26 protein-coding genes and 1 pseudogene are annotated in these 26,340 nt (G+C 73.7%); 22 read left to right on the top strand and 5 right to left on the bottom strand.

Features of this window, described 5'->3' with window-relative positions; all coding sequences use genetic code 11:
* Nucleotides 1-30: 30 nt before the first annotated feature.
* Genes hisD through MVA48_RS05850 form a run of 4 tightly spaced genes read left to right on the top strand, consistent with a single transcriptional unit; the run spans nt 31 to nt 3,266 of the window.
* Nucleotides 31-1,335, top strand: coding sequence for a histidinol dehydrogenase (gene hisD, locus MVA48_RS05865; RefSeq protein WP_246986773.1), 1,305 nt, complete (start codon nt 31-33; stop codon nt 1,333-1,335).
* Nucleotides 1,335-2,471, top strand: coding sequence for a histidinol-phosphate transaminase (locus MVA48_RS05860; RefSeq protein WP_246986771.1), 1,137 nt, complete (start codon nt 1,335-1,337; stop codon nt 2,469-2,471). The genes hisD and MVA48_RS05860 overlap by 1 nt, the downstream gene beginning before the upstream one ends.
* Nucleotides 2,468-3,064, top strand: coding sequence for an imidazoleglycerol-phosphate dehydratase HisB (gene hisB / locus MVA48_RS05855; RefSeq protein ID WP_246986769.1), 597 nt, complete (start codon nt 2,468-2,470; stop codon nt 3,062-3,064). Before MVA48_RS05860 ends, hisB begins: the two co-directional genes overlap by 4 nt.
* Nucleotides 3,065-3,089: 25 nt before the next feature.
* Nucleotides 3,090-3,266 (top strand): hypothetical protein, encoded by a 177-nt coding sequence (locus tag MVA48_RS05850; protein WP_246986766.1) that lies wholly within the window; start codon nt 3,090-3,092, stop codon nt 3,264-3,266.
* 57 nt (nt 3,267-3,323) lie between these two features.
* On the opposite strand, the gene MVA48_RS05845 is transcribed toward MVA48_RS05850, so the two are convergent.
* Nucleotides 3,324-4,514 carry a PucR family transcriptional regulator gene (locus tag MVA48_RS05845; protein ID WP_246986764.1) on the bottom strand — a complete coding sequence of 397 codons (1,191 nt, stop codon included), beginning with the start codon at nt 4,512-4,514 and terminating at the stop codon, nt 3,324-3,326.
* A gap of 162 nt (nt 4,515-4,676) precedes the next feature.
* On the opposite strand from MVA48_RS05845, the gene MVA48_RS05840 reads away from it, so the two are divergent.
* The 8 genes from MVA48_RS05840 to MVA48_RS05805 all read left to right on the top strand — a co-directional run bounded on the left by MVA48_RS05840 (nt 4,677) and on the right by MVA48_RS05805 (nt 13,538).
* Complete coding sequence (locus MVA48_RS05840) at nt 4,677-6,026, top strand: cytosine permease (protein ID WP_246986762.1); 1,350 nt, start codon at nt 4,677-4,679, stop codon at nt 6,024-6,026.
* 37 nt (nt 6,027-6,063) lie between these two features.
* Complete coding sequence (locus MVA48_RS05835) at nt 6,064-7,107, top strand: TIGR03619 family F420-dependent LLM class oxidoreductase (protein WP_246986760.1); 1,044 nt, start codon at nt 6,064-6,066, stop codon at nt 7,105-7,107.
* Nucleotides 7,104-8,294, top strand: a complete 1,191-nt coding sequence (locus MVA48_RS05830) for a M24 family metallopeptidase (protein ID WP_246986758.1) — start codon at nt 7,104-7,106, stop codon at nt 8,292-8,294. Before MVA48_RS05835 ends, MVA48_RS05830 begins: the two co-directional genes overlap by 4 nt.
* Nucleotides 8,291-9,550: a threonine synthase gene (locus MVA48_RS05825; protein ID WP_246986756.1), complete on the top strand. Its 1,260-nt coding sequence runs from the start codon at nt 8,291-8,293 to the stop codon at nt 9,548-9,550. The genes MVA48_RS05830 and MVA48_RS05825 overlap by 4 nt, the downstream gene beginning before the upstream one ends.
* Nucleotides 9,547-10,500, top strand: a complete 954-nt coding sequence (locus tag MVA48_RS05820) for an LLM class flavin-dependent oxidoreductase (protein WP_256461130.1) — start codon at nt 9,547-9,549, stop codon at nt 10,498-10,500. Before MVA48_RS05825 ends, MVA48_RS05820 begins: the two co-directional genes overlap by 4 nt.
* Before the next feature lie 66 nt (nt 10,501-10,566).
* Nucleotides 10,567-11,205: an imidazole glycerol phosphate synthase subunit HisH gene (gene hisH / locus MVA48_RS05815; RefSeq protein WP_246986752.1), complete on the top strand. Its 639-nt coding sequence runs from the start codon at nt 10,567-10,569 to the stop codon at nt 11,203-11,205.
* Nucleotides 11,206-11,256: 51 nt separating this feature from the next.
* On the top strand, nt 11,257-12,708 hold the full coding sequence (locus tag MVA48_RS05810; protein ID WP_246986750.1) for a M20/M25/M40 family metallo-hydrolase: 1,452 nt from the start codon (nt 11,257-11,259) through the stop codon (nt 12,706-12,708).
* Nucleotides 12,648-13,538: a hypothetical protein gene (locus tag MVA48_RS05805; protein WP_246986748.1), complete on the top strand. Its 891-nt coding sequence runs from the start codon at nt 12,648-12,650 to the stop codon at nt 13,536-13,538. The genes MVA48_RS05810 and MVA48_RS05805 overlap by 61 nt, the downstream gene beginning before the upstream one ends.
* Here the strand turns inward: MVA48_RS05805 and MVA48_RS05800 are convergent.
* Together MVA48_RS05800 and MVA48_RS05795 are read right to left on the bottom strand one after the other, a co-directional pair.
* Nucleotides 13,535-14,296, bottom strand: a complete 762-nt coding sequence (locus MVA48_RS05800; RefSeq protein WP_246986746.1) for an SDR family NAD(P)-dependent oxidoreductase — start codon at nt 14,294-14,296, stop codon at nt 13,535-13,537. The genes MVA48_RS05805 and MVA48_RS05800 overlap by 4 nt on opposite strands.
* The gene (locus tag MVA48_RS05795; protein WP_246986744.1) at nt 14,283-14,882 is read right to left on the bottom strand and encodes a nitroreductase family protein; all 600 of its coding nucleotides are present in this window, start codon (nt 14,880-14,882) and stop codon (nt 14,283-14,285) included. The genes MVA48_RS05800 and MVA48_RS05795 overlap by 14 nt, the downstream gene beginning before the upstream one ends.
* 175 nt (nt 14,883-15,057) lie before the next feature.
* Between MVA48_RS05795 and priA the strand changes: the two genes are divergently transcribed.
* The 3 genes from priA to hisF are packed head-to-tail and all read left to right on the top strand — an operon-like array spanning nt 15,058 to nt 16,858.
* Entirely contained in the window at nt 15,058-15,678 is a 621-nt protein-coding gene (gene priA / locus MVA48_RS05790) for a bifunctional 1-(5-phosphoribosyl)-5-((5-phosphoribosylamino)methylideneamino)imidazole-4-carboxamide isomerase/phosphoribosylanthranilate isomerase PriA (RefSeq protein ID WP_246989099.1), read from the top strand.
* Nucleotides 15,675-16,067, top strand: a complete 393-nt coding sequence (locus MVA48_RS05785) for a RidA family protein (RefSeq protein ID WP_246986742.1) — start codon at nt 15,675-15,677, stop codon at nt 16,065-16,067. Before priA ends, MVA48_RS05785 begins: the two co-directional genes overlap by 4 nt.
* On the top strand, nt 16,064-16,858 hold the full coding sequence (gene hisF / locus MVA48_RS05780) for an imidazole glycerol phosphate synthase subunit HisF (RefSeq protein ID WP_246986740.1): 795 nt from the start codon (nt 16,064-16,066) through the stop codon (nt 16,856-16,858). Before MVA48_RS05785 ends, hisF begins: the two co-directional genes overlap by 4 nt.
* 110 nt (nt 16,859-16,968) lie before the next feature.
* Here the strand turns inward: hisF and MVA48_RS05775 are convergent, their stop codons facing one another.
* A complete protein-coding gene (locus MVA48_RS05775; protein ID WP_246986738.1) occupies nt 16,969-18,150 on the bottom strand; it encodes an ROK family protein in 1,182 nt (393 codons plus the stop codon).
* A 195-nt stretch (nt 18,151-18,345) separates the two neighbouring features.
* On the opposite strand from MVA48_RS05775, the gene MVA48_RS05770 reads away from it, so the two are divergent.
* The 7 genes from MVA48_RS05770 to MVA48_RS05740 all read left to right on the top strand — a co-directional run bounded on the left by MVA48_RS05770 (nt 18,346) and on the right by MVA48_RS05740 (nt 25,570).
* Nucleotides 18,346-19,464, top strand: a complete 1,119-nt coding sequence (locus MVA48_RS05770) for a substrate-binding domain-containing protein (RefSeq protein WP_246986728.1) — start codon at nt 18,346-18,348, stop codon at nt 19,462-19,464.
* A 65-nt stretch (nt 19,465-19,529) separates the two neighbouring features.
* Entirely contained in the window at nt 19,530-20,537 is a 1,008-nt protein-coding gene (locus MVA48_RS05765) for a phosphotriesterase family protein (protein WP_246986725.1), read from the top strand.
* A 45-nt stretch (nt 20,538-20,582) separates the two neighbouring features.
* A complete protein-coding gene (locus MVA48_RS05760; protein ID WP_246986723.1) occupies nt 20,583-21,545 on the top strand; it encodes an ROK family protein in 963 nt (320 codons plus the stop codon).
* Nucleotides 21,542-22,513, top strand: coding sequence for an ABC transporter permease (locus MVA48_RS05755; protein ID WP_246986721.1), 972 nt, complete (start codon nt 21,542-21,544; stop codon nt 22,511-22,513). The genes MVA48_RS05760 and MVA48_RS05755 overlap by 4 nt, the downstream gene beginning before the upstream one ends.
* A 14-nt stretch (nt 22,514-22,527) precedes the next feature.
* Nucleotides 22,528-23,769 (top strand): alanine racemase, encoded by a 1,242-nt coding sequence (locus MVA48_RS05750; RefSeq protein WP_246986719.1) that lies wholly within the window; start codon nt 22,528-22,530, stop codon nt 23,767-23,769.
* Nucleotides 23,766-24,515: an ATP-binding cassette domain-containing protein gene (locus MVA48_RS05745; protein ID WP_246986717.1), complete on the top strand. Its 750-nt coding sequence runs from the start codon at nt 23,766-23,768 to the stop codon at nt 24,513-24,515. The genes MVA48_RS05750 and MVA48_RS05745 overlap by 4 nt, the downstream gene beginning before the upstream one ends.
* Nucleotides 24,512-25,570 carry an SIS domain-containing protein gene (locus MVA48_RS05740; RefSeq protein WP_246986715.1) on the top strand — a complete coding sequence of 353 codons (1,059 nt, stop codon included), beginning with the start codon at nt 24,512-24,514 and terminating at the stop codon, nt 25,568-25,570. The genes MVA48_RS05745 and MVA48_RS05740 overlap by 4 nt, the downstream gene beginning before the upstream one ends.
* A 110-nt stretch (nt 25,571-25,680) precedes the next feature.
* Here MVA48_RS05740 and MVA48_RS05735 read toward each other — a convergent pair.
* Nucleotides 25,681-26,262, bottom strand: a pseudogene (locus MVA48_RS05735) (TIGR03085 family metal-binding protein); the annotation flags it as partial.
* Between the last annotated feature and the right edge of the window lie 78 nt (nt 26,263-26,340).

Raw genomic sequence — 26,340 nt, 5'->3', positions numbered from 1 at the left:
TAGCACCCGCGCACCACCCGGAGGCAACCCGTGCTCGCACGCATCGACCTGCGTGGATCCGCGCTGCCGGCACAACGGGAGCTCGCCGGGTTGCTGCCCCGGGCGGCGACCGACATCGACTCGGTCATGGCCACCGTGCGCCCGTTGTGCGAGGACGTGCGCATCCGCGGCGCACAAGCGGTCCGCGAGATCACCGCCCGCCTCGACGGCGTGGACGCCGCCGACTTCGCCGTGCCGGCAGAGGCCCTCGACCGCGCCCTCCTCCAGTGCGACCCGGCGCTGCGCGCCGCGCTGGAGGAGGCCATCCTCCGCGTACGGGCCGTGCACGCAGACCAGCGTCGCTCCGACGTCACCACCGAGGTCGTGCCGGGTGGCACCGTCACCGAGCGCTGGGTCCCGGTCCGGCGCGTCGGGCTCTACGTGCCCGGTGGCCTCGCCCCGCTGCTGTCCAGCGTGGTCATGAACGTCGTCCCGGCGCAGATCGCGGGCGTGGAGTCGATCGCCGTCGCGTCGCCGCCGCAGCGCGACCACAGCGGGCTGCCCGATCCCGGGGTGCTGGCCGCCTGCGCCCTGCTCGGCATCACCGAGGTCTACGCCGTCGGCGGCGCGCAGGCGGTGGCGACGTTCGGCTACGGGGCGGGGTCCTGCGAGCCGGTGGACATGGTCACCGGTCCGGGCAACGTGTACGTCACCGCCGCGAAGCGGCTGCTGCGCGGGCTGATCGGTATCGACTCCGAAGCCGGCCCGACCGAGGTCGCGATCCTGGCCGACGACAGCGCCGATCCGGCGCACGTCGCGGCCGACCTGATCAGCCAGGCCGAGCACGACCCGCTCGCCGGTGCGGTGCTCGTGACGCCGAGCGAGGCGCTGGCCGACGCCGTCGTCTCGCTGGTGCCCGGACAGGTGGCCGCGACCAAGCACTCCGACCGGATCACCACCGCGCTGGACGGCACGCAATCCGGCGTCGTCCTCGTCGACGACCTCGACGCCGGCCTGCGGGTGGTCGACGCCTACGCCGCGGAGCACCTGGAGATCCAGACGAGGAACGCCCGCGAGGTGGCCGCGCGCGTGCGCAACGCGGGAGCCGTCTTCGTCGGCGCGTGGTCGCCGGTGTCGCTGGGCGACTACTGCGCGGGCTCCAACCACGTGCTGCCCACCGGCGGCTGCGCCCGGTTCTCCAGCGGCCTGTCGGTGCAGTCGTTCCTGCGCGGCATCCACGTCGTGGAGTACGACCAGCAGGCCCTGGCCCAGGTCGCCGGGCACATCGACGCGCTGGCCGGCGCGGAGGACCTGCCGGCCCACGCCGCCGCGGTGCGCATCCGGCAGACCGGCTGATGGGCACGGTGCCACCGGAGGGCAGCGCAGGGCTCCCGCTGCGGCCGGAGCTGCGTGGTCGCTCGCCCTACGGCGCCCCGCAGGTGCCGGCGAGGCACCGGCTGAACACGAACGAGAACCCGCACCCGCTGCCGGCAGAACTGCTCGCCGACCTCGGCGCCGCCCTCGGGCACGCCGCGGTCGACCTCAACCGCTACCCCGACCGCGATGCGACGGCGCTGCGCACCGAGCTGGCCGCGTACCTCTCCCGCAGCAGCCGGGAGCACATCAGGGCCACGCAGGTGTGGGCGGCCAACGGCTCCAACGAGGTGCTGCAGCAGATCCTGCAGGCCTTCGGCGGCGGAGGTCGCACGGCCCTGGGCTTCACGCCGTCGTACTCGATGCACCCGATCATCTCGGCCGGCACCGGCACCGGGTGGGTCGACGGGCACCGGCGCGAGGACTTCACCATCGACCCCGCCGCGGCGGTCGCCCAGGTGCGCGAGGTGCGCCCCGACGTCGTCTTCGTGACCAGCCCCAACAACCCGACCGGCACGGCGGTCGCGCTCTCGACGATCACCGACATCTACGACGCCACCACCGGCGTGGTGGTGGTCGACGAGGCCTACGCGGAGTTCGCGCGCGCCGGGACGCCGTCGGCGCTCACCCTGCTGCCCGGCCGTCCGCGGCTGATCGTCAGCCGGACCATGAGCAAGGCCTTCGGCATGGCCGGGCTGCGGCTGGGCTACCTCGCGGCCGATGCGGCGGTGGTGGACGCCCTGCAGCTGGTCCGGCTGCCGTACCACCTGAGCTCGCTCACCCAGGCGGCGGCGCGGACCGCGCTCGCGCACACCGACGCCCTGCTGGCCACCGTCGACGCGGTCAAGGCCCAACGCGACCGCATCGTCGCCGCCCTGCCCGGGCTGGGGCTCACCAGTGTGCCGAGCGACGCGAACTTCGTGCTGTTCGGCGGCTTCGCCGATGCGCCGTCGGTCTGGAAGGCGCTGCTCGACCACGACGTCCTCGTCCGGGACGTGGGGCTGCCCGGGTGGCTGCGCGTGACGGCGGGGACCGCGCAGGAGACCGACGCCTTCCTCACCGCGCTGGGGGAGGTCGTGCGGGAGACCTCGGCCGATGAGGGAGAATCGGCGCCATGAGCCGCACAGCACGCGTCGAGCGGGCGACCAACGAGACCAAGCTGGTCGTCGAACTCGACCTCGACGGCACCGGCGCCGGCGCGATCAGCACGGGCGTGGGCTTCTACGACCACATGCTCACGGCGCTGGCCAAGCACAGCGGCATCGACATCTCGGTGCAGGCCGAGGGCGACCTGCACATCGACGCCCACCACACCGTGGAGGACGTCGCGATCGCACTGGGCCAGGCGTTCGCGGAGGCGCTGGGCGACAAGCGGGGGATCACCCGCTACGGGGACGCGACGATCCCGATGGACGAGGTGCTGGCCCAGGCGGCGGTGGACCTGTCCGGCCGGCCGTACTTCGTGCATGCCGAACCCGAGAACATGACGCCGATGATCGGGCCGGACTACCCGACCAGCCTCACCAGGCACGTACTCGAGTCCTTCGCGTTCAACGCCCGCATCAGCCTGCACGTCCGCGTGCTGTACGCGGGCCGGGACGCCCACCACATCGTCGAGGGCCAGTTCAAGGCCCTGGCCCGGGCGCTGCGGCAGGCCGTGGCGATCGACCCGCGGGTCACCGACGTCCCCTCCACCAAGGGCGCCCTGTAGTGACATTCGCTTCGGTGCCTCGCCCGTGACGTTCGGTCTCGTCCTGCTGCTGGTCGGCGGCTTCCTGCTCGGCGGTGCCTGGAGCGTCTGGCGGACCGACGAGGACGAGCCCGACCGCGGCGGCCCGCAGGTGGCACTGGCGGGGATCCTCCTGATCGCCGCCCTGCTGGCCAGTGTCGCGGGCCTCCTCCGCCTGGTCTGAGGGCCGGCTCCGCGGGCGACCCGCGCCCCCAGGGGGTGGTTGCGGCATGCCCGGGCCTCAGCCGCTCAGCCCGCCTGCACGTCCTGCGGCCCCGGCTCTCATCAGGTCCAGCGCTCGCAACGCGGCCAGCAGTTCGAAGGCCGGTCCCACCTGACGGGCGTCGCGGCCGGTGAGCTCCCTGATGCGGCCGAGCCGGTAGGCCACCGTGTTGGGGTGGACCACGAGCGCGGCCGCGGTCCGGATCTGGGAGAGGTCGGACTCCAGAAAGGTCCGTAGCGTGGTCAGCAGGTGCGGCTGATCCATGATCGGGCCCAGCCACCGCTGCACCATGCGCTCGGCCACCCCGTGGTCGGACAGCAGCGCCACCTCCAGCAGGACGTCGTCGTAGGCCGCGACGCGACCGGTCCCCCCGTCGCCGACGTGCCCGAGCGTTTCGGTCACCTTCGCGGCGACCAGCGCCTGCCGGCACGATTCGCCGACGGCGGCGAGCCGGCCGGCGACGCTGCCGATGCCGCAGACGACGTTGCGGAAGACAGGGCTGCCCTGGGTGGCTCGCCGGACCGACGCCTCGATGGACCCGGTCCCGGTCCGGGCCCCTGCCGCCACCGGCAGCAGCAGGAGTACGACGCCACCGACCGCCCCGTGCAGGATCCGCCCGGCCGCTCCGGGTGCCAGTGCCGCCAGCAGCTGGCGACGGGCGCGGTCGGTGGACTCGGGGGAGCCGCCGGAGCGCAGGACGACCGCGATGTGCGGCGCGTCCGGGTCGGAGCCGAGCAGTCGCGCGCGGGAGTCGACCGCCGCGACCTCGCCGCCGGTCGCCAGGTCGGCGACCATGTCCCGCTCCAGCTGCTCGTAGTGCACCGCGACCTGCTCCTGCGCCGCCCGGTAGGACGCCGTACTGCCGGCGATGAGAGCGTTGAACGAACACACGAGCGCCTCGACGGCGCGGCCCAGGGCCGCGGGGTCCGACCCTGTCGCGCTGCGGAGGAGCGTCCGCAGCACCGCCTGCTCGGCCAGCCGGAAGGACTGCATCACCGACTCCACCGGGACTCCCTGCAGGGCCCGGCTGTACCCCAGGTCGCGGGCGCGCGCCACCTCCTCCTCCGTCGGTGCCCGTCCGGCCGACATGAGCGTGATGATCAGGTCGACGTGCCAGGCGACGAACCGCTCCAGATCGGTGCGCTCGAGGCGATCGGTCGAGTAGCCGGGCAGCTGCTCCCAGACCGCCGAGACGACCTCGGAGACCATGTGCTGACGTTGCCGACCCAGCGCCTGAACAATTTGTGGTTCCGACACAAGTTGCCAGCCTGTCACGTTGTTCGCCGGGCAGGTAGTCCCTCATCAGGTCGAGTGCCACGCTGTCGCAACGGCAACGCCGACCCCTATCGCCTCTTTCCAGGAGCGTGTCCTGTGACTTCCCACAACACCGAGGACAGCCTGGAGGCGCCCCAGCGGACCGCCTCCACGGAGTCCGACACCAGGGTCAGTCTCCAGCACGACTACGCGCTGGACCCCGTGCCCACGGACCGGCGGCGCGGGCTCTACTCCCTGGTCGCGGTCTGGGTGGGCTGGGCGATCAGCGTCAGCTCCTTCCTCGTCGGTGGCGCCGTCGGTGCGGGGACGACCTTCGGGACCGGCCTCACGGCGATCCTCGTGGGCAACGCCATCCTGGCCCTCATCGGTGGGGCCATCGGCTACATCGGCTACCGCACCGGACTGACCACCTATCTGGCGTCCCGGATCATCTTCGGCGTCCGCGGCTCCGCGGTGCCGTCGATCGTCCTGGGCATCCTGGCGATGGGGTTCATCGGTGTGCTCATGGACGCCTTCGGCACCGCCATGGTCGGGCTGGTCCCGGACGTCCCGTGGACCGTCTGGGTCATCCTGTTCGCCGTCGCGGTCACGATCACCGCCGTGTTCGGGTTCAAGGGCCTGGCCGTGCTCTCGGTCGTCGCCGCCCCGCTGATGCTCGTCTTCGCGCTCTACAGCCTCTTCCGGATCGGAGGGGACGAGGGCGGATTCTCCGCTGCCGTCGAGGCCGTACCGGCCGCTCCCATCGGCTTCGACGTGGCCGTCACGGCCGTCATCGCGACGTGGATCACCGGTGCGGCACTGGCCAGCGACATCGGTCGCTACGCGCGCCGACCGTCCCACATCGCCCTCGGCGCGGTCTGCGGCTACGTGCTGGGCGCAGGCTTCTTCGAGACCGTGGCCATGATCTCCTCCAGCGCCGTGGGGAACCCCAACTTCGTCATCGTGATGACCCAGCTGGGGCTGCTCGTGCCGGCCACGGTGATCCTCGCGCTGGCCCTGTGGACGACCACCGACAACAACCTCTACTCCTCCTCGCTGGCCTTCACGAACGCGAGCAAGGTGCTCGGACGGACCGTCAACAAGAAGATCTGGGTCTTCGTCGGCATCGGCATCGCCCTGATCACGGCCTTCGGGGGGTTCGCCGGGGACTTCCTCTCGTTCCTCTCGATCATCGGCACCGTGACGCCGCCGTTCGCCGGCATCCTGCTGGCGCACTTCTTCCTGCTCGGTGGCCTGCGCAGCCCGGCCGGCTCCTTGCTCGCCGCGGCACCCGTCGTCCGGTGGTCCGCCCTGGTCGCGTGGGTGATCACCTCCGTGACCATGTACTACTGGGCGCCGCCGCTGAAGCCGCTGGTCGGTCTGGCCCTGTGTGCCGTGCTCTACGTGATCGCGGAGACCGTCGCCGGCAGGACGCAGAGCCGCGGCCGGGTCGGCACCACCGCCTGACCGCCGCGACCACCAGGAGACAGCAGGGAGACAGCACATGCGCTTCGGACTCGGCGTCCCCACCGCGACCGAGGGGATGATGTACCCCGTCCCGTTCGCGAGCCCGGACCAGGCCGTCCGGCTGGCCGTGACGGCGGAGGAGCTCGGCTTCGACTCGGTGTGGGGCAACGACCACCTCACGACCCAGCAGTACGTGCGCGAGGAGTTCGCGGAGCCGCCGCGCTTCTACGACCCGATCGGCTACCTGAACTTCGTCGCCGCGAGGACGGAGCGGATCAGGCTGGCCACCTGCATCCTCGTGCTCTCGTTCCGTCACCCGGCGGTGGTGGCCAAGCAGCTGGCGACCCTCGACCAGCTCTCGGGTGGGCGCGCGGTGCTGGGTGTCGGGATCGGCGCCTACCGGGAGGAGTACGAGGCCTGCTGGCCCGGTGTCGCGCTCAACCGGGGGGAACACGCCCAGGAGTCCCTCGAGGCCCTGGATGCGCTGTTCACCCAGCGGCGGGCGTCCTACGCGGGGAAGTGGGTGTCCTTCGAGGACGTCGAGAGCTTCCCGAAGCCGCTCCAGTCCCCGCTGCCGGTGCTCTCCGGTGGCAACGCGCCGGGTTCCCGGCGACGAGCGGCGCTGTTCGCCTCGGGCTGGCTCCCCGCCTGCCTGACCGTCGCCGAGCTCGCGGACGGGATCGCCGAGATCCGGACGATCGCCGCCGAGAACGGCCGCGAGCTCCCGGCCGGATTCGAGGTCGCGCCGCAGTTCGCGGTCTCGTTGGGGCGCTCCGAGGAGGAGGCGATGGCGACGTTCGAACGGTCCCAGGTCTGCGCACACCTGCGCTCGTTGGCGTCCTCGACCTTGAAGGGACGCCCCGAGGCCTTCGCGGAGCGCAACCTGATCGGGACCCCTGAGCAGGTGCGGGCGCGGGTCGCCGAGCTCGCGGCCGCCGGGGTCGACACGTGCTCGGGCCTGCTCTTCGCCTGCAACACCGTGGACGAGACGCTGGCAGCGATGCGCCTGTTCGCCCAGGAGGTCATCGAGCCCTGCCGTGAACTCGCCGCGTCACCGACGTCAGCGGCGGTGGGTGCGTGACCGCCCTCACGGGCGTTCCCGTCACCCGGCCGACTGCGCTCGCGGACGCGCGACTGGCGCGACTCCGCGCCGTGATGGCCGACGCCGACGCCGACTGGCTCGTGGTGTCCGGGGTCGCCGACGTCCTGTACGCCAGCGGCTATCGCAGTGTCTCCGACGCCGTCATCGGTCGCGGTGGGCTGGTGGCGCTGGTGGGCCAGGACGACCTGTGGTTGTGCGGTCCGGCGGCGGACGGGCCGGCCGCGGTCGCCGGTGGGCTGCCCGCGGACCGCTACGTCGGGTGGGGCCGCTTCTTCTTCGACGAACCGGAGGGCCCCACACCCGGCTGGGCGCACGCCGAGCGCTACGCCGGCCTGTCGGAGGCCGTGGCCGACGCGCTGCAGCGGTCGGGGGCGCGGGGGCGGATCCTGGCGGAGGCCGACCTCGGTGAGCTCGCGGCCGCGACCCTTCCCACGGCGTCGGTGTCCGGCGGTGCCAGGAGGGTGACCGGAGCCGCCCGCTCCGCGAAGCTGCCCGGCGAGGTGGAGCTGCTCCGCCGGTCCGCCGAGCTGGCCGAGGCCGGCATCCAAGCCGCTCTCTCCGAACTCCGCGCCGGCGTCACCGAACGCGAGTTGGGCGCCCGGGTCGCGGCGACGATGGCGGCGGGTGGTGGTGAACCCAGGTTCGTCGTGGTGGCCACCGGCGAGCGCAGTGCCCTGGCCGACGCTCCGCTGACCGGACGCAGGGTGGAGGCGGGGGACATCGTCCGCTTCGACGTCGGCTGCGTCCTGGACGGCTACTGGTCCGACGTCGGGCGGACCGCCGTCCTCGGTGAGCCGGACGCGACGCTCGCGCGCCGCTACGCCGCCGTCCTCGACGGCGAGGAGCAGCAGCTCCGGAACATCGCACCCGGGCTGGGAGGTGCCGAGCTCTTCGAGATCGCGGTCGCCGCGGTCGAGGCGGGAGGCATCACGCCCTACCGCCGGCACCACTGCGGCCACGGCATCGGCCTCGACATCTACGAGACCCCCGGCGTGGGTCCGGCGAGCCGGGACGTCCTGCGGGAGGGCATGACCGTGAACGTCGAGACGCCGTACTACGAACTCGGCTGGGGCGGGATCATGGTCGAGGACACCGTCGTCGTCACGACCGAGGGCTGCGAGTGGCTGACCGCGTCCCCGCGCGACCTGCGAGTGGTCGAGCCGTGACGTTCGCGACCGGCCGGCTGCGGTGCCCGCGTGACGGCACCGTCGTGGCGCCGGAGCGCGCCTTCGACGGCTGTCCCACCTGTGCGGCCGCCGGCGTGTCCAGCAACGTGCACCCGGAGTACGCGCTGCCCCCCGGCACCGGGCTGCCCGTGGCCGAGGACGAGCCCGGGATCTTCCGGTACCGCTCGCTGCTGCCCGTCGGGGCGGCCGCCCCGGTGAGCCTCGGCGAAGGCGGCACCCCGCTGGTGCGGTTGCCGCAGCTGAGCGAGGACTGCGGCGCGGATGTGCTGCTCAAGGACGAGTCGCGCAACCCGACGTGGTCGTGGAAGGACCGCCTGGCCGCCGTCGCGGTGACGCGCGCGCGCGACCGCGGCGCGGACACGGTGGTCGTCGCCACCACCGGGAACCACGGCGCGGCCACGGCCGCCTATGCGGCGGCCGCGGGAATGCGCTGCGTCGCCCTCACCCTGGCGAGCGTGCCGCAGACGATGAAGACGCTCATGCAGGTCTACGGCGCGTCGGTCGTGGCGTTGCCGGAGCCCGCGGACCGGTGGCACCTGATGCGCACGCTCGTCGCCCAGCGCGGCTGGGAGCCGCTCTCCGGGTACTGCGACCCACCCATCGGTTCCAATCCGTTCGGCGTGGACGGCTACAAGACGATCGCCTACGAGATCGCCGAGGACCTCGACGCCGTGCCCGACGTGGTGGTCGTGCCGGCGGCGTACGGCGACGGACTCGCCGGCATCCTGCGCGGCTTCGAGGACCTGGTGGCCCTCGGTGTCACCGACCGCCTGCCGCGGATGGTCGCCGTCGATCCGTTCGGGGCCTACCGGGCTGCGCTGGCGGCAGGGCGTCCGAGCCGCGTGGCGGGACGGTCCACCCTGGCGTTCTCCATCGCCACGACCATCGCCACCGAACAGGGGCTCTCGGTCGTGCGGCGCAGCGGCGGAACAGCCGTCGGCGCCATCGCCGACGACCGACTCACCAGCGAGCAGCGCCGGCTGGCGGCGGCCACCGGTCTCTACCTCGAGAACGCCAGCGTCGCGGCGGTCGTCGCCTGCCGCGAACTCGCCGCCGAGCGGTGGGTGCGTCCGGGCGAGACCGTGGTCGTGCTGGGCACCTCCACGGGGCTGAAGGACGTGACGGCGACTGCCGCTGCGCTGCCCGAGGTCTCCTCGATCCTCCCGGACGTCGCGGCCCTCGACGCGGCCCTCGACGGGGCGCCGGCCACCGTGGCGGAGGAGGGGACGCGGTGAGGGCCGGGCTCCTCCTGTCCGGACGCCGCCCTGCCCGGGAGGCCGTGGCCATCGCTGTCGAGGCCGAGCACCTGGGTGTCGAGGAGGTGTGGGTCAGCGAGGACTACTGCGAGCGCGGTGCGTTCGCGTTGGCCGGGGCGGTCGCGCAGGCGACGTCGCGGGTGCGCGTCGGCCTCGGCGTGGTGAACCCGTGGACGCGCCACCCGGTGCTGCTCGCGATGGAGTTCGCGGCTCTCGACGAGCTGGCGGAGGGCCGGGCCGTCCTGGGGCTGGGCGCCAGCAACGCCCGGTGGATGCAGGAGGACCTCGGCATCCCCTTCCAGCGGCCCCTGGCCCGGCTGCGCGAGTGCGTCGACGTCCTTCGCCCGTTGCTGGCGGGCAAGCGCGTCGACCACGACGGGTCCGCGTGGCAGGTGCACGCACAACTCGCGTTCACGCCGGCGCGGCCGGCGCCGCCGCTCATCCTGGGTGTGAAGGGGGAGAACGCGATCGCCCTCGCGGCGGAGACCGGTGACGGCGTGCTGCTGTCCCTGCTGGCCGGCCCGTCGTACATCGGCTGGGCGCGGCAGGTGCTCGGGCCCGACGCAGACGTGTCCAGCTACGTCGCGTTCTCCTGTGACACCGACGCCTCGGCCGCACGTGACCGCATCCGGCCGCTGGTCGCGCGATTCCTCGGCGTGCACGGCGAGCACCAGATCACCCGCTGCGCCGGGGTGGACCCCGACCTCGCCGCCGCGTTCCGCGCAGGCCTGCTGGCCGGTGCCCCGCGGGTCGATCTGGTCGACGACGCGCTGTTGGACGCGGTGGCCGTGGCGGGGGACCTGGGCGACTGCCGCGCCGGGATACGGCGGTTGGCCTCCGCCGGGCTCGACTGCGTCGTGCTGAGCGACGACGTCCCCGAGGCCGAACTGCTCGCCGTCCTCGAGGCGGTCACGGTCCCCACCGGGTAGGCGCCGCTGATCGCGGGCGCGGGAATCCCAGCAGCCCGCAGATCGCTGGCACGTACCGTGGCAGGCGTGAAGAAGGTGGCGGTGCTCGACTACGGCTCGGGCAACCTGCGCTCGGCCGAGCGTGCGCTGGAACGGGTGGGCGCCGACGTCACCGTGACGTCGGACCAGAGGGTCGCGCTGGAGGCCGACGGGCTCGTCGTCCCCGGTGTCGGCGCCTTCGCCGCCTGCATGGCCGGTCTCCGTGCCGTCGACGGACCGCGCACCATCGGCCGCCGGCTGGCCGGCGGACGGCCGGTGCTCGGCATCTGCGTCGGCATGCAGATCCTCTTCGAGCGCGGGGTCGAGCACGGCCACGACGCGGAGGGCTGCGGCGAGTGGCCCGGCGTCGTCGAGCAGCTCGAGGCGCCGGTCCTGCCGCACATGGGGTGGAACACGGTGGAGGTCCCGCAGGGCAGCACGCTGTTCGACGGCCTGGCCGACCAGCGGTTCTACTTCGTGCACTCCTACGGCGTCCGCGAGTTCCCGCTCGGCGCCGAGGGGCCGCCCAGCCCTCTCGCCAAGCCGCTGGTCACCTGGGCCGAGCACGGCGACCGGTTCGTCGCGGGGGTCGAGAACGGAGCGCTGTCGGCGACCCAGTTCCACCCCGAGAAGAGCGGGGACGCCGGCGCGCAGCTGCTCACCAACTGGCTCGACACGCTCGACTGAAACCGCGGTCGGTCACCGGATCGGTGCGATCAGCTCACCTAGGGTGACGCCGTGCGCGCTGCCGGCCTCGTGGTGGTGGCGTTGCTGCTCGGGCTCATCGGCTGGAGCGTCGCCTCCTTGCAGCCGCCCGACCCGGTGTCGGCGGACGGCCCACCGACGGAGTTCAGCGCCGAACGCGCCTTCGGCCACGTCGAGCGCATCGCCACGCGGACCCACGCCACCGGCAGCGCGGCGAACGACGACGTCGTCGACGGGCTCGTCAGCACGCTGACCGACCTCGGGCTCGACACCCGCGTGCAGAACTCCGTCGGCGCCCGGGCCTCCGGCGTGGGCGAGGCGCACATGGCCCGTGTGCGCAACGTCGTCGCCGTCCTGCCGGGCACCGGGTCCACCGGCCGGCTCTTCCTGACCGCCCACCACGACTCCGTCGCGACCGGGCCGGGTGCCGCGGACGACGCCGCGGGCGTGGCCGCCGTCCTGGAGACCGTCCGCGCCCTCCGGGCGGGAGAACCGCTGCGCAACGACGTCGTCGTCGTGCTCACCGACGCCGAGGGGGCCTGCCGCTGCGGCGCCGAGGCGTTCGCCGGCGTGCACCCCCTCGCCGCGGGCGGCGGCGTGATGCTCAACTTCGAGGCCCGGGGCAGCAGCGGCCCGCCGATCATGTTCCGGACGTCGCCGGGCAACGCCGGGCTGATCGACGCCTACGCCGCGGCCGCGATGCACCCGGTGGCCAGCAGCGTCGCGGTCGAGGTCCACCGGGTGCTGCCGAACTCCACCGACTTCACGGTGCTGACCGGACGGGACGGCTTCACCGGCCTCGACACCGCCTTCGTCGACGGCTCCGCGGGCTACCACACCCCGCAGGACCAGCCGGCGCGCGTGGACCGGGGCAGCCTCCAGGCCCTCGGCGACAACGCCCTCGCCCTCACCCGCGAGTTCGGCACCCGGGACCTCGGACCCCTGGTGCAGGAGGGGGCCGACGACGCCACCTACTTCCCGGTCCTCGGCGAGCTCGTCCGCTATCCCGACCGGTTCGTCGTCCCGATCGCCCTCGCGGGCCTCGGCGCGGTGGTCCTCGTCGCGGTCGTCGCCGCGCGCCGCGGGCGGAGCCCGTACGGCAGGACGGCGGCCGGAGCGGCGCTCGCGCTCGTGCCCCTCGTCCTCGCCCCGCTGGCCGTCACAGGCCTGTGGTGGGTGATGGGCGCCGTCCGGCCGGCCTACCGGGAGATGCTCGACCCCTGGCGGCCCGGCTGGTTCCGCGTGACCGTGCTCGCGCTGGTCGCCGCCGTCGTGCTCACCTGGTACGTCGCGCTGCGACGGCGGATCGGCGCGGTCCCGCTGATCGTCGGAGCGCTGGCCTGGCCGGCGACGCTGGGCGTCGTCCTCGCTCTCGTCGCCCCGGGCGGGTCCTACCTCGGTGCCTGGCCGGCGCTGGCCGGGGAGTGGCCGGTCTGCTCCTCCTCACCCGCTGGCGGGCGCCCGGGCTGCTGGGAGCTCTCCTGAGCGGCGGCGTCGCAGTCGCCGTCCTGGCGCCGACGATCGCGCTGTTCTTCCCCGCGCTCGGGATGCGCACCGCCGCGGCTCCCGCCCTTCTCGCCGCCGTGCTGCTCCTCGTGCTGCTCCCGGCCGTCGAGCTGGTCCTGCCGGCGGGCGGGACCGGTCGCGGCGCCCTGCTCCCCGGGGTCGCCGCCGCGTTCGCCGTGGCCTGCGGGCTGGTCGGGCTGGCCGTGGACCGCTTCGACGCCCAGCATCCGGTGCCGGCGCGCCTGGCCTACGTCCTGGACACCGACCGCCCCCAGGCCTGGTGGGCGAGCACCGAGCAGCACCCCGGGGAGTGGACGGCGTCGCACGTCACGGGCGGCGACCCGCTCCCGGACCGCTATCCCTACCTGGTGGGCGCGCTGCGCACCGGGCCGGCGCAGCAGGCCGACCTGGACCGCGCCGCGGTCACCACGGTCACCGACACGGTGGTCGGCGACCGGCGGGAGCTCACCGTGCGGGTGGCCTCCCAGCGGTCCGAGGTCCGGTTCGTGACCCTCGACCTGGCGGCGGACGGCGGCGCGGTGGTCGGGGGCCGGATCGCCGGCCGGGCCGTCCCGGCCGACGCGCTGGCCACCGACCGGTTGCAGGTCACCTTCCACGCGCCGCCCGACGGCGGGCTGCAGGCGTCGTTCAGCATCACCGGCGACGGGCCGGTGACCCTGCGCGTGGTCGAGGGCAGCACCGGCCTCGACGGGCTGCCCGGTCTCACCCCGCGGCCGGCCGGCGTGGACGTCGCCGGGGCCCACAGCGCCGACCTGGTCCTCGTGGCCGGTACCACCCACCTGGGTTAGCTGCGCAGGTACGACGCCCCGTTGACGTCGACGATCGTCCCGGTCGAGAACCCCGCCTCCGGCGAGGCGAGGAAGACGACGGCCGCGGCGACCTCTTCCGGCCGTGCCACCCGGCCGAACGGCGACTGGGCCCGGACGGCGTCCCCTCCCGGGCCGTCGAGCACCTCGCGCGCCATCTCCGTCTGCACGAAGCCCGGTGCCACGCAGGTCACCGAGATGCCGTGCGGCGCCAGCGCCAGGGCCATCGACTGGGCGAACGCGTTGAGCCCCGCCTTCGACGCGCCGTAGGCCGGGTTGGCCGGCTCGCCGCGGAAGGCACCGCGGCTGGACACGTTGACCACCGCGCCGCCGCCGGCCGCGATCAGGTGCGGCACCGCGCGGAAGGTGGCGTTCGCGGCGCCCACGAGGTTGGTCGCCAGCGTCTGCGACCAGGCGGCCTGCCACTCCTCGTAGGACGTGGTGAGCGGCGGGTGGGCCGTGAAGACGCCGGCGTTGTTGACCAGCACGTCCAGGCCACCGAGCTGGTCGGCCGCGCCGTCCACCATCGCGCCCACCGCGTCGGCGTCGGTCATGTCGGCCTGCACGAGCACGTGCCCCTCACCGGGCAGCTCGGCCAGGGTGCGCTCCGCCCGCTCCCGCGACCGGCCCCAGTGGACGGCGACCCGGTCGCCCCGCTCGGCGAACGCGCGGGCGATCGCGCGACCGATGCCCCGCGACGCGCCGGTGACCAGCACGGCCCGACCCTCACCAGCTGCCACGGTGCACGACCTCCTCGACGGGGCGCCGACCGCGGCGCAGGGAGGGGGAGCGACGGTCGCCGTCCCCCGGGTAGCCGATCGACAGGCAGCCGACCGGGCGGTACTCGTCGGGCACCTCGAAGGCGGCCCGGAAGGCATTCACCCGCTCCGCCGGGACGCCGAAGAAGCACGCCCCGAGGCCCTCGTCGACCGCGGTGAGCAGCACGAGCAGTGCCGCCATGCCGGCGTCGACGTCCCAGTAGGGCACCGGCCAGCGCGCCTCGTCGCGGCCGGTCCATCCCTTGTCCGGCTCGGCGTACCGGTCCAGGTAGGCGCTCTTGTTCGACAGCGGGACGATCAGCAGCGGCGCGCGGCTCATGCGCCTCAGCCAGGGATCGGGTGGACCGTCCGGTGCGGTGGCCGCCCAGTAGCACTCCCGGTCACCGGCGTCCTCGAGCACGAGGAACGCCCAGCCCTGGCTGAACCCGGCCGACGGCGCGCGGATCGCGTGCTCCAGCAGCCGCTCGCGGACCTCCGGCGGCACCGGCCGGTCGGGGTCGTAGTCGCGGACCATGCGGCGCCGGCGGACGACCTCGGAGAACTCCACGCGCACCAGCCTGCCGCAGGGCACCGCCGGGCCAGCAGCCGGACGTCCCTAGGCTGGTCGCCGTGCCGAAGCTGCAGCTGCTCCCCGCCGTCGACGTCGCCGACGGCCAGGCCGTCCGTCTCGTCCAGGGGAGGCCGGGAGCGAGACCTCCTACGGGGATCCCCTCGAGGCCGCGCTGCAGTGGCAGCGCGACGGCGCCGAGTGGGTCCACCTCGTCGACCTCGACGCGGCGTTCGGCCGCGGGACCAACCGCGAGCTGCTCGCCCGGGTCGTGGGCGAGCTGGACGTCGACGTCGAGCTCTCCGGCGGCATCCGGGACGACGAGTCGCTGGCCGCGGCCCTGGCGACCGGCTGCCGCCGGGTGAACCTGGGCACCGCGGCGCTGGAGTCGCCGGAGTGGTGCGCCCGGGCGATCGCCGAGCACGGTGACCGCATCGCCGTCGGCCTCGACGTGCGGGGCACGCGGCTGGCGGCCCGAGGCTGGACCAAGGAGGGCGGCGAGCTCTACGAGACGCTGGCCCGCCTCGACGCCGAGGGCTGTGCCCGGTACGTCGTCACCGACATCACCAAGGACGGGACGCTCCAGGGCCCCAACCTCGGCCTGCTGCGCGAGGTCTGCGCCGCCACGCCCCGCCCGGTCATCGCGTCCGGCGGCGTCAGCTCGCTGGACGACATCCGCGCGCTCACCGGGCTCACCGCGATCGGCGTCGAAGGGGCGATCGTGGGCAAGGCGCTGTACGCGGGCGCGTTCACGCTCCCGGAGGCGCTGCGGGTCACCGAGGAGGCGAGCGCGTGAGCGTCATCCGCCTGGGCTCGGGCGCGCCGTGGGAGGGCGTCGTCGGCTACAGCCGGGTCGTCGTCCGCGGGGACGCCGCCTGGGTCAGCGGGACGACGTCGGTCGTCGACGGCGCGGTGGCCCATCCCGGCGACGCGGCCGAACAGACCCGGCAGGTGCTGTCCACCATCGAGCGGTCTCTGGAACGGGCCGGGTTCACCCTCGCCGACGTCGTCCGCACGCGGATGTTCGTCACCGACATCTCCCGGTGGGAGGAGGTCGGGCGGGCCCACGGCGAGTTCTTCGGCGACATCCGGCCGGCGACCACGATGGTCGAGGTCTCCGCCCTGATCGACCCCGAGATGCTCGTCGAGATCGAGGCCGACGCCGTGCGCGGAGCCGGGGCGTGAGTCTCGCCGTGCGGGTGATCCCGTGCCTGGACGTCGACGCCGGCCGGGTTGTCAAGGGGGTGAACTTCGTCGACCTGCGCGACGCCGGTGACCCCGTCGAGATGGCGCGCGTGTACGACGCCGAGGGCGCCGACGAGCTCACCTTCCTGGACATCACCGCCAGCTCCGGCGACCGCGCCACCACCTACGACATGGTCAGCCGCACCGCCGAGAGCGTGTTCATCCCGCTGACGGTGGGCGGCGGCGTGCGCAGCGTCGAGGACGTCGACCGGCTGCTGCGAGCCGGCGCGGACAAGGTCGGCGTGAACACCGCCGCGGTGGCGCGGCCGGAGCTGATCGCCGAGATCGCCGACCGGTTCGGCAACCAGGTGCTGGTGCTGTCCCTGGACGCGCGCCGCGTGCAGGACGGCGCCGCGACCGACTCCGGCTTCGAGATCACCACCCACGGCGGCCGGCGGGGCACCGGTCAGGACGCCGTCGAGTGGTGCGTCCGCGCTGCGGAGCTCGGCGCCGGCGAGATCCTGCTCAACTCCATGGACGCCGACGGCACCCGGGCCGGCTTCGACACCGAGCTGATCAGGCTGGTCCGGCGCGAGGTGAGCGTGCCGCTGATCGCCAGCGGGGGAGCGGGGGCTCCTCAGCACTTCCCGCCCGCGGTGGACGCCGGCGCGGACGCCGTGCTCGCCGCGAGCGTCTTCCACTTCGGCGTCCTGCGGGTCGGCGACGTCAAGGCCGCCCTCGCCGACGCCGGCCACCCGGTGCGCCACGAGGTCGACCACCCGCTCCCCTGAGGTGCCAGAACCGCGGTTTCGGCCCCCCAGGCGGGGAGCCGAAACCGCGGTTCTGGCACCTCAGGACACGTCGACGACCGCGACGTCGCGTCGGCCGGCTCGCTGGGACCTCAGCCCGCGTCCGCCAGGTCCGACTCAGCCAGGCCCAGGTCCCGGGGGCGCGGCACCCGGACGAGGTCCTGCTCACCGACCCCCAGGCCGAGGTAGACGCGGTGCAGTGCGGCCACCACCGCGCCCAGAGCCCCCGAGAGGTCGCCCAGTTGGGCTGGGACGACCGGCGGCGCGGAGGGCACGGTCCGCCGGAGGTCCTCGCCCAGGCCGTCGAGGTGGGGCGCGAGGGACCGGGCGATACGCCCGCCGAGCACGATCGTGTCCGGCTCGTAGCTCACGACCGCGGCGGTGAGGACGACGAGCAGTGCCTGCTCGACGTGGCGGCGCATCGCCAGGAGCTGACCGTCGGCGTCGGGGGAGAACAGAGCCGCGGGCGAGGCGATGTCGACGCCCAGCTCCGCGGCTCGGCGCATGATCCCCGGCCCGGTGACCAGGTGCTCCAGAGGGGAGCCGAGGGGTCCGACAGGCAGGTGACCGAATTCGCCCACCAGCCCGTTGCGTCCGCGCAGGAGCCGGCCGTCCAGTGCCACGCCCGCCCCGAGCCCCGCCCCCACCGTCAGCATCACGGCCGTGGGAGCCGACCGTGCGGCGCCGAACCGCTGCTCGCCGAGCAGGGCGTAGTTGGAGTCGTTGTCGAGGTCGAGTCCGGGTCCGAGCCGCTCCTCGAGAACGTCGAGGAAGACCGGCTGCTCCACCTGCGGCAGGTTCGGCGCGCTGAAGACCCGGCGGTCGTGCCGGCGGACCGCCCCCGGCAGCCCGATGGCGACCGCCGCCAGCCGGTCCGCCAGGTCGCCGGCGGTCGCCACCACCTCCTCGGCCAGCCAGGCCGCCAACTCGGCGGGGCCGCGGTCGGTGGGTGTCGGGCAGGTGCGGTGATGCAGCGGTTGACCCAGCAGGTCGGCGACGATGAAGCGGGCGCTGGAGGCGCCGAGGTCCACGCCCACGACCACGCTCCGGTCGGCGACGGCCTCGAGCAGGGTGGCCCGGCGCCCACGTCGTCCGCTGGCGACCTCGTCGGTCTCGCGCAGCAGGCCCTCGCTCATCAGCGCGTCGACCATGCGCGAGACGGTGGCAGGGGACAGGCCCGTCGCGGTGGCCGCGGCGGCCCGGGTGGTCGGGGAGGCCTCCAGCACGTGCGCCAGGACGGCTGCACGGTTCCGGTTCGAGACTTCCGGCTCCATGCCCCCTCCTTTCCTTGCGAACTGAGGCCAATGGTTCGCTATCCGAGGCCGTATGTAACCTCGTGACCAGACCGTGACGCTACTTCGTCCGCGCGGTCTTGACACCGACGGGCTAGATGTCGTTCTAATACGTTCAGCGTGAAATTGAAAGCGCTTGGCCCGCTACCAGCGCGGCACTCGCCCGAGGAGACAGCAATGAAGCACATGCTCAGCGGCAAGACCTGGCGGCTCGCCGTCGCGGCCACCCTCGCGGGGTCGCTCGCGCTGACCGCCTGCAGCGGGGAGGCCGACGACGCCTCCGCCGATCGAAGCCCTGCGGAGGAGCCGAGCCTGGAGTTCACCGGGCCCAACGGCGAGACGCCCGAGAGCCTCGACCAACTGGAGCTGACCGACGAGGAGGTCGCCCAGGTCAAGGCGGGCAACTACACCGCCGCCTTCGTGTGGCACGAGTCCTCGGCGCTCGTGGGCGCCACCGAGAAGGGCGCTCGCGAGGAGTTCGAGCGCCTGGGGATCGAGGTCGTTGCCAGCACCGAGGCCGGCTTCGACCCTGCCCGCCAGGCCGACAACCTGCAGAGCGTGCTCGCGCTCGATCCCGACATCATCGTGACGATCGCCGTCGACCCCACGTCGGCCGCCGCGGCGTTCCAGCCGGCCGTCGACGCCGGCGTCAAGCTCGCGGTCATGACCACGCCGCCGGCCGGCTACGAGAGCGGCGACGAGATCGTCTCCATCGTCACCGGTGCCCTCACCGAGTACGGCAAGGCCAACGCCGAGATGCTCGGTGAGGCCATCGGCGGCGAGGGCGAGGTCGGGTACCTGTACCACGACGCCGACTTCTGGTTCACCAACCAGCGCGACCAGGCGTTCAAGGACTGGACCGCCCACCTCTACCCCGACATCGAGATCGTCGCGGAGGAGGGCTTCAGCGACCCGGCCCGCACCGAGGACATCGCCAACGCGATGATCACGCGCAACCCCGAGATCAAGGGCATCTACGTCGCCTGGGCCACCGCCGCGGAGGGCGTGCTCGCCGCTCTGCGCCAGGCCGGCCGAAGCGACGTCAAGGTGGTCACGAACGACCTCGAGGCGAATCTGGCCTCGGACATGATGCGGGACGGCAACGTCGTGGGCATCGTGGGGAACTCGTCGGTCGGCCTGGGCCGAGGGCTGGCGATCGTGGGTGCCTATGGCGTCCTCGGCAAGCAGGCTCCCGAGCTCGTCGCGAACCCGCCGTTCGCCGTCACGAAGGACAACATCGTCGAGGGCTGGGAGAGCGACTACGCCGAAGAGCCCCCGTCCGGCGTCCTTCCCTGATCCGTTCCCCGGGGCCGGTCGCGCAGGCGCCGGCCCCGGGGAGCACCCACCTCCGGAGGAACCCGATGGGCCACGTCCAAACCGTCCTCGGCCCCGTCGACCCCGCCGACCTCGGCCGGATCATGCCGCACGAGCACCTCGTCTCGCTCGTCCCCGGTCCGTGGTTGTCCGGCGGGACCGTCGACGACCCGGTGGAGGTCGCCGTGACGGCCCTGCGGGGAATCGGTGATCTGGGCTTCGGCACCGTCGTCGACCTCAGCCCGTACGGCGTGGTGGGACGTGACGCCGAAGGTGACAGCCTCGGTCTGCTGCAGGAGATCTCCCGTCGGAGCGGACTGCACGTCGTCGCCGGGGCGTCGGTCTACCTGGAGCCCTACTCACCGCAGTGGGCGCTGGCGGCCGACGTGGACGCCATGCACGCCCGGTTCGTCGCCGACGCCACCGTCGGCGTCGGCGGGACCGGCATCACGGTCGGGATCCTCGGTGAGCAGGCGACCGGCCTGGACGAGATCACCGTCCACGAGGAGAAGTGCCTCCGAGCGGCGGCGCGGGCCTGCCGGGACACCGGGCTGGCGCTCAACACGCACACCACGCACGGCACGATGGCGCTCGAGCAGGTCGAGATCCTCCGGGAGGAGGGCATGGACCTGTCCCGCGTCGTCATCGGGCACATGGACATCCACCCCGACCTGTCGTACGTCCAGCGCGTCCTGGACACCGGCGTGAGCGTCGCCTTCGACACCATCGGCAAGCAGTTCTGGGACTTCGTCCTCGCGCCGCCACCGGCCGACCCGCCGGAGGGTGAGTTCGGCAAGCGGGCGTACTACCGCTCCGACCGCTCCCGGGCGCAGGGGCTGGCGACGCTCGTGGCCGAGGGGTACGCCGACCGGATCCTGCTGTCCCTGGACATGACCGGCGCCGAGGTCTACCTCAACGCCGCGACCCACGGCCAGAGCGGCTACTCGTACCTGGGCCGGAGCTTCGTGCCGATGGTGCGCGACCTCGGCGTCCCGGAGCACGCGCTGGACCAGATGCTGGCGCGCAACCCTGCGCGGCTGCTCACCGTTTCCTGACAGTCCCACGGCCCTCGCACGGCGGGGGCGCCGAAGGAGCAGACCGTGCCTCACGACCCGTCCGGCCCATCTGGCCGGGACGGCGCCCTGGTGTTGGGTGTGGATCTCGGCGGGACCAAGGTCCGCGCAGCCGTCGCCGACGAGTCCGGCGCAGTCCTCGCCGAGATGGCGACCGCGACGGACCCGCGCGGCGGACGTCACGTCGTCGACCAGATCGCGGTACTCGGCCGGAGCCTGGTGAGCTCTGCCGGCGCGGTGCCCGCCGCCGTCCGTGCGACCGCTGTCGGCACACCGGGCGTGCCCGACGCGCAGAACGGCACCCTCGGGCTGTCACCGAACGTCGACGGCCTGTCCGGTGTGAGCCTGCGCGACGAGCTGGCAGCAGAACTCGGGCACCCCGTCGTGCTCGAGAACGACGTCACCGCCGCCGCGGTCGGCGAGCGCTGGGTCGGTTCGGCGCGCGGCTGCGCCGACTTCGTCTTCATCGCCGTGGGGACCGGGATCGGTATGGGCATCGTCAGCGGTGGCCGCGTCGTCCGCGGCGCCCACGGGGCCGCCGGCGAGATCGGCTACCTCCCGCTCGGAACGGACCCGTTCGACCCCGTGAACCAGCACCGCGGTGCACTGGAGGAGGCCACGGCGGGGGAGACGGTCGCCGCCCGCTACAGCGCGGCGACCGGCACGGCCACGAGCACCCGCGAGGTCTTCGACCTGGCCGCCCGTGGCGTCCCGGCCGCCGTCGCCGTCGTGGCCGAGCACGGCCGTCTCCTCGCCCTGACGATCACTGCGGTGACCGCGGTGCTCGACCCCGCGCTCGTCGTCCTCGGCGGGGGCGTCGGCTCCCGCCCCGAACTGCTGTCCCCCGTGCGGGCCGCCCTCGCCGAGCTCGGCAAGGCGCCCGTGGACGTCCGCACCACCACGCTGGGGACCCGTGCGTCGGTCGTCGGCACCCTCGACCTGGCGCTGCGCGCCGCCCGTCTCGGCTCCGACCCGGAGGACTCCGAATGACCACGACCACAGCGCCGGCCCAGCGACCCGGCTGGCTCGCGGGCGTCCAGTGGAAGGACTACGTCGTCTACGCCGGCTTCGTCGTCGTCTTCCTCTTCTTCGCCGTCACCCAGCCCTCGAGCTTCCTGAGCGTCCCCAACCTCACGAACATCCTCGTGCAGGCGGCGCCGATCATGGTGCTCGCCGTGGGACTGGTCTTCGTCCTGTCGGCCGGCGAGATCGACCTGTCGATCGGATCCGTGGTGGCCCTGTCGGCCCTGAGCGCCGCGGTCGTCCTGCAGAACACCGGGTCGTGGCCGCTGGCCGTGCTTGCGGCGCTCGGGGTGGGGCTGGGTGTGGGCCTGCTCAACGGGATCTTCGTCGCCGCCGTACGGCTGCCGTCCTTCCTGGTCACGCTGGCGACGATGGGTCTGGTCGCCGGCCTCGCCCGGGAACTCACCGACCTGCAGTCCGTGCCCGTCACCGACAGCGCCTTCATCAGCCTGTTCGGTGCGAAGTGGCTGGGGCTGCCGGCCACCGTCTGGTGGGCCGCCTTCATCGTCGTCCTGGGCGCAGTGGCGCTGCGCCAGACCCGGTACGGCGCGCACGTGCTGGCCGTGGGGAACAACGCCTCCGCCGCGCGGGTCAGCGGGATCAAGGTGGACCGGGTCCGGGTCGCCGTCCTCGTGGGCAGCGCGATGGCCGCGTCCGTGGTGGGGCTGCTCTACTCCGCCCGCCTGCAGGGCGCCCGGTACACCCTGGGCGAGGCGGACCTCATGACGGCGATCGCCGCCGTCATCGTCGGCGGCACCAGCCTGTTCGGCGGCAAGGGCTCGGTCGTCGGCGCGGTCGTCGGCAGCCTGCTCATGACCATGCTCAACAACGGGCTGATCCTCGCCGGGCTGTCGGTGTCGCAGCAGATGGTCGCCCGCGCCGCGATCATCCTCATCGCCGTGTCGATCTCGCTCCGCGGCAAGCGCGGCAGCTGACGGAGGGAAGAGACGTGTTCCTGGACCTGCTCCGCAGGCGCAACCCGGACTTCCTGCGCGCCGCCGCGCAGCTGCACCGCTCCGGCGAGCTGCCGGCCAACTGCTATGCGATCGACCTCGACGCCGTGCGCCGCAACGCCGCGGCGATCGCGGCCGAGGCCGCGCGGCTGGGGCTGAGCGCCTTCGCCATGACCAAGCAGCTCGGTCGCAACCCCGACGTCTCCCGGGCGCTGGCCGAGGAGGGGATCACGCACGCCGTGGGGGTCGACCTGCAGGACGCTGAGGCCGACGCGGCCGGCGGTCTCCGCATCGGTCACCTGGGGCACCTGGTGCAGATCCCGCGGTCCGAGGCGGCCCGAGGCGCCGCGCTGGCGCCGTCCTTCTGGACCGTGTTCAACGAGACGAAGGCCGCCGAGGCCGCCGCTGCCAGCGCTGCCGCCGGTCGGGAGCAGGCGCTGCTCGCCCGGATCGTGGCCGACGGGGACCGCTTCTACCGCGGCCACGAGGGCGGGTTCGACGCCGCGGACGTCGTCCGCGTCGCCGACCGGCTCGACGGGCTGACCGGTGGGCGCTTCGCGGGTGTGACGACGTTCCCGGCGATGCTCTTCGACAGTGACGCCCGGACGGTCCGGCCCACCCCGAACCTCGCGACCCTGCAGGTGGCGGTGGAGCGCCTGCGGCGCGCCGGGCGGGCGGACGTCGCCGTCAACGGGCCGGGAACCACTTCCGCGGCGACCCTGCCGATGCTGGCCGAGGCCGGCGTGACCCAGGTCGAGCCGGGCCACGGCCTCACCGGCACCACCCCGTGGCACGCCGTGGAGGACCTGGTCGAGGAGCCCGCCGTCGCCTATGTGTCGGAGGTGTCGCACACCTACGGCGGAGGTGCGTACGTCTTCGGCGGCGGCCTCTACGTGGATCCCGTACTCGGGGGGACGGCCACCCGCGCCGTCGTCGTCGGGGACGGCGCCGACCCGGCCACCGCGCCGACGCTGCCGGTGGAGATGCCCGCCCCGGAGGCCATCGACTACTACGCGATCGTCGACGCCTCCGACGGGCCCTCCGTCGAGGTGGGCGACACGGTGGTCTTCGGCTTCCGCGCACAGGTGTTCGTCACCCGGGCTCTCACCGCGGCCATCGCCGGTGTGTCGACCGGCCGACCGCACGTCGTCGGCGTGTGGGCCGCCGACGGCTCGCTGCCGCAGCACCTCTCCCCAGACACCTCGAACGTGCTCGCCGACCGCCGGAGGAACCCGTGACCGCCGCCACCGCCGTGCAGGTACCGCTGCGACTGAACGGCATCCACAAGCACTTCGGCGGTGTCGTCGCGGTCGAGCGCTTCGACCTCGAGGTCGCCGCGGGGGAGATCGTCGCGCTCGTGGGCGACAACGGGGCCGGCAAGTCGACGCTGGTGAAGATCATCTCCGGCCTCTACCAGCCGAGCGAGGGCGAGATCTGGCTCAACGGCGAGCAGGTCCACTTCCGTGACGCCTCCGACGCCCGGCGGAAGGGAGTGGAGGTGGTCTACCAGGACCTGGCCCTGGTCGACGAGCAGCCCGTCTACATGAACATGTTCCTCGGGCGCGAGCTGGTCCGTGGTCCGCTCCGGCTGCTCGACCGGCGGCGCATGGCGAGGGAGACGCAGGAGCTCGTCGACGCCCTCGACGTCCGCATCCCGTCCGCCCGGGCCACGCTGCGCGACCTTTCGGGTGGCCAGCGCCAGGGCATCGCGATCTGCCGCGCCACCCACTGGGCGACCGGGCTGGTCCTCATGGACGAGCCGACGGCGGCGCTCGGCGTCGCCGAGACGGCGAAGGTGGAGGAGCTGATCGCCCGCCTGCGCGAGCGCGGCGCGGCCGTCCTCCTGGTGAGCCACAACCTCGACCAGGTGTTCCGGCTCGCCGACCGCATCGCGGTGCTGCGACGTGGCAAGCAGGTCGGGGTCCGGTCGGTGCAGGAGACCAGCCGCAACGAGATCGTCTCGATGATCACGGGCCTGTCGTGACGGCCCCCGGGGAGCTGATGCGCCGCGAGATCGCGGAGCAGCCCGACCGCTGGCTCGACCTCGTCGCCGACCGCCGTGCCGTGGACGCAGCAGCGGAGTTCCTCCGTGACCGGCTCGCCGCGGGGCGGTTGTCCGGTCTCGTCTTCGCGGCGCGGGGCACCAGCGACCACGCGGCGGTCTACGCGCAGTACTTGGCCCAGGCGCTCCTCGGGCTGCCCGCGGCGATGGCCACGCCCAGCGTCGCGACTGTCTACGGACGCAACGTCCACGACCCGAACAGCTGCCTGGTGGCGGTGTCCCAGAGCGGCGCGTCGCCGGATCTGATCGCGACGCTGGAGAGCGCGCGAGCCCGCGGCGGCCCGACGATCGCCTTCACCAACGATCCGGGCAGCCCCCTCGCCCTGGCTGCCGACGTCCACGTCCCCCTGCTCGCCGGTCCCGAGCGCTCCGTGGCGGCGACGAAGTCCTACACGGCGGAGCTGATCGCCCTCCACATGTGGTTGCGTGCCGTCGCCGGGGATCCCGCCGGGCGGGTGGACGCCGACATCCGCGCCCTGGCCGAACACGGGCGAACGGTGATCCGGCGCTCGGCCGGGCTGGCCCCGGACCTGGCGGAGCGGCTGGCCGACGCCGATCGCGCGCTCCTGATCGGTCGCGCCTTCGGTGCCGCGACCGCCCGGGAAGGCGCGCTGAAGCTGATGGAGACGAGCAGCATCGCCGCGTCGGGGTGGAGCGCGGCGGACGCCAAGCACGGCCCGCTGGCCGCCGTCACGACGGGTACGCCTGTCTTCTGCTTCGTCGGGGAGCGGACCGGCCGCGCATCGGTGGAGGCGCTGCTACCGGACCTGTACGGGCGTGGCGCCGACGTCCACCTGATCGGCAACGACCCCGAGGGGTCTGGACTCGCCGGGATCCTGCCTCCGGACGTGGCGGACGAGCTCCTGCCCGTGCTGAGCATCGTTCCCGTCCAGTCGCTGGCCCTCGAGCTCGCACTGCGCAAGGGCCTGGACCCGGACCGGCCGCTGGGCCTCACCAAGGTGACGCGCACGACCTGAGACCGCGTCCAGCGGGCGGACAGCCCGCGTTCCTCGCCAGAACCGCGGTTTCGGCCCCCCGGGAGGGGGGCCGAAACCGCGGTCCTGGCGGTCAGGACTACGGCCACCCGGGCCACGTCGCGGCGGCCGGCGGCCCAGAGCAGGAGCTCCATCGGCTCGCCCTCCACCGTCCTGCCGCCGGCGCCGAGCCGCTTCTCGGCGCCGGTGTCGGAGCGGCGCAGCACCAGGCCGCGGCGTCCGGCCGCCCGACGCCCGTAGAACCTGGCCAGCGGCCAGAGGGTGTCCTGGTCGGTCCGCGACAGGGTGCGCGGCGTCCAGCCGGGCTGCGCCCTCCGGACGTCCTCGTGGTGGATGGCGAACTCGTGGACGTCGATCACCGACATGACCGGCCAGCCGCCCGGGAGCCAGACCGGCGGACCGGACCGCACCTGCGCGACCAGTTCGCCGTACCGGGTGGACGCGCGCAGCCGGTCCTCGAGGCGGTGGGAGTGCGCGGTGAGCGGGCGGGCCGCGGGCAGCACCTCCAGCGCGAAGCCGGGCAGCGCGTCGGGCCGGCGGTCGCGGACGACGAGGTGCGCCGCCAGGTGGGCGGTCGTCCAGCCCGCGCAGCACGTCGGCGCGTCGGGCCCCAGCTCGGCCAGCAGCTCGGCCAGCGCGGCACGTTCCCGGGCGGCGAAGGAAGAGGTGGCCATCGCCGGAGGTTACCCAGGCAGCCGGGATGGGACAGGTGCGTCGTCCGGCGCGTGACCGTTTAGCAGGCCTAACGATCG

Origin of the sequence: Blastococcus sp. PRF04-17, assembly GCF_023016265.1 — a bacterium.
Taxonomy (GTDB): Bacteria; Actinomycetota; Actinomycetes; order Mycobacteriales; family Geodermatophilaceae; genus Blastococcus_B.
Note: the sequence above shows the minus strand (reverse complement) of the source record. Positions and strands in the feature narration are given on the sequence as shown.

Coding starts and splice junctions, on each gene's coding strand:
- MVA48_RS05770 (WP_246986728.1), top strand. CDS start 18,346: ATGAAGCACATGCTCAGCGGCAAGACCTGGCGGCTCGCCGTCGCGGCC.
- MVA48_RS05755 (WP_246986721.1), top strand. CDS start 21,542: ATGACCACGACCACAGCGCCGGCCCAGCGACCCGGCTGGCTCGCGGGC.
- hisB (WP_246986769.1), top strand. CDS start 2,468: ATGAGCCGCACAGCACGCGTCGAGCGGGCGACCAACGAGACCAAGCTG.
- MVA48_RS05765 (WP_246986725.1), top strand. CDS start 19,530: ATGGGCCACGTCCAAACCGTCCTCGGCCCCGTCGACCCCGCCGACCTC.
- MVA48_RS05775 (WP_246986738.1), bottom strand. CDS start 18,150: ATGGAGCCGGAAGTCTCGAACCGGAACCGTGCAGCCGTCCTGGCGCAC.
- MVA48_RS05835 (WP_246986760.1), top strand. CDS start 6,064: ATGCGCTTCGGACTCGGCGTCCCCACCGCGACCGAGGGGATGATGTAC.
- MVA48_RS05845 (WP_246986764.1), bottom strand. CDS start 4,514: ATGGTCTCCGAGGTCGTCTCGGCGGTCTGGGAGCAGCTGCCCGGCTAC.
- MVA48_RS05860 (WP_246986771.1), top strand. CDS start 1,335: ATGGGCACGGTGCCACCGGAGGGCAGCGCAGGGCTCCCGCTGCGGCCG.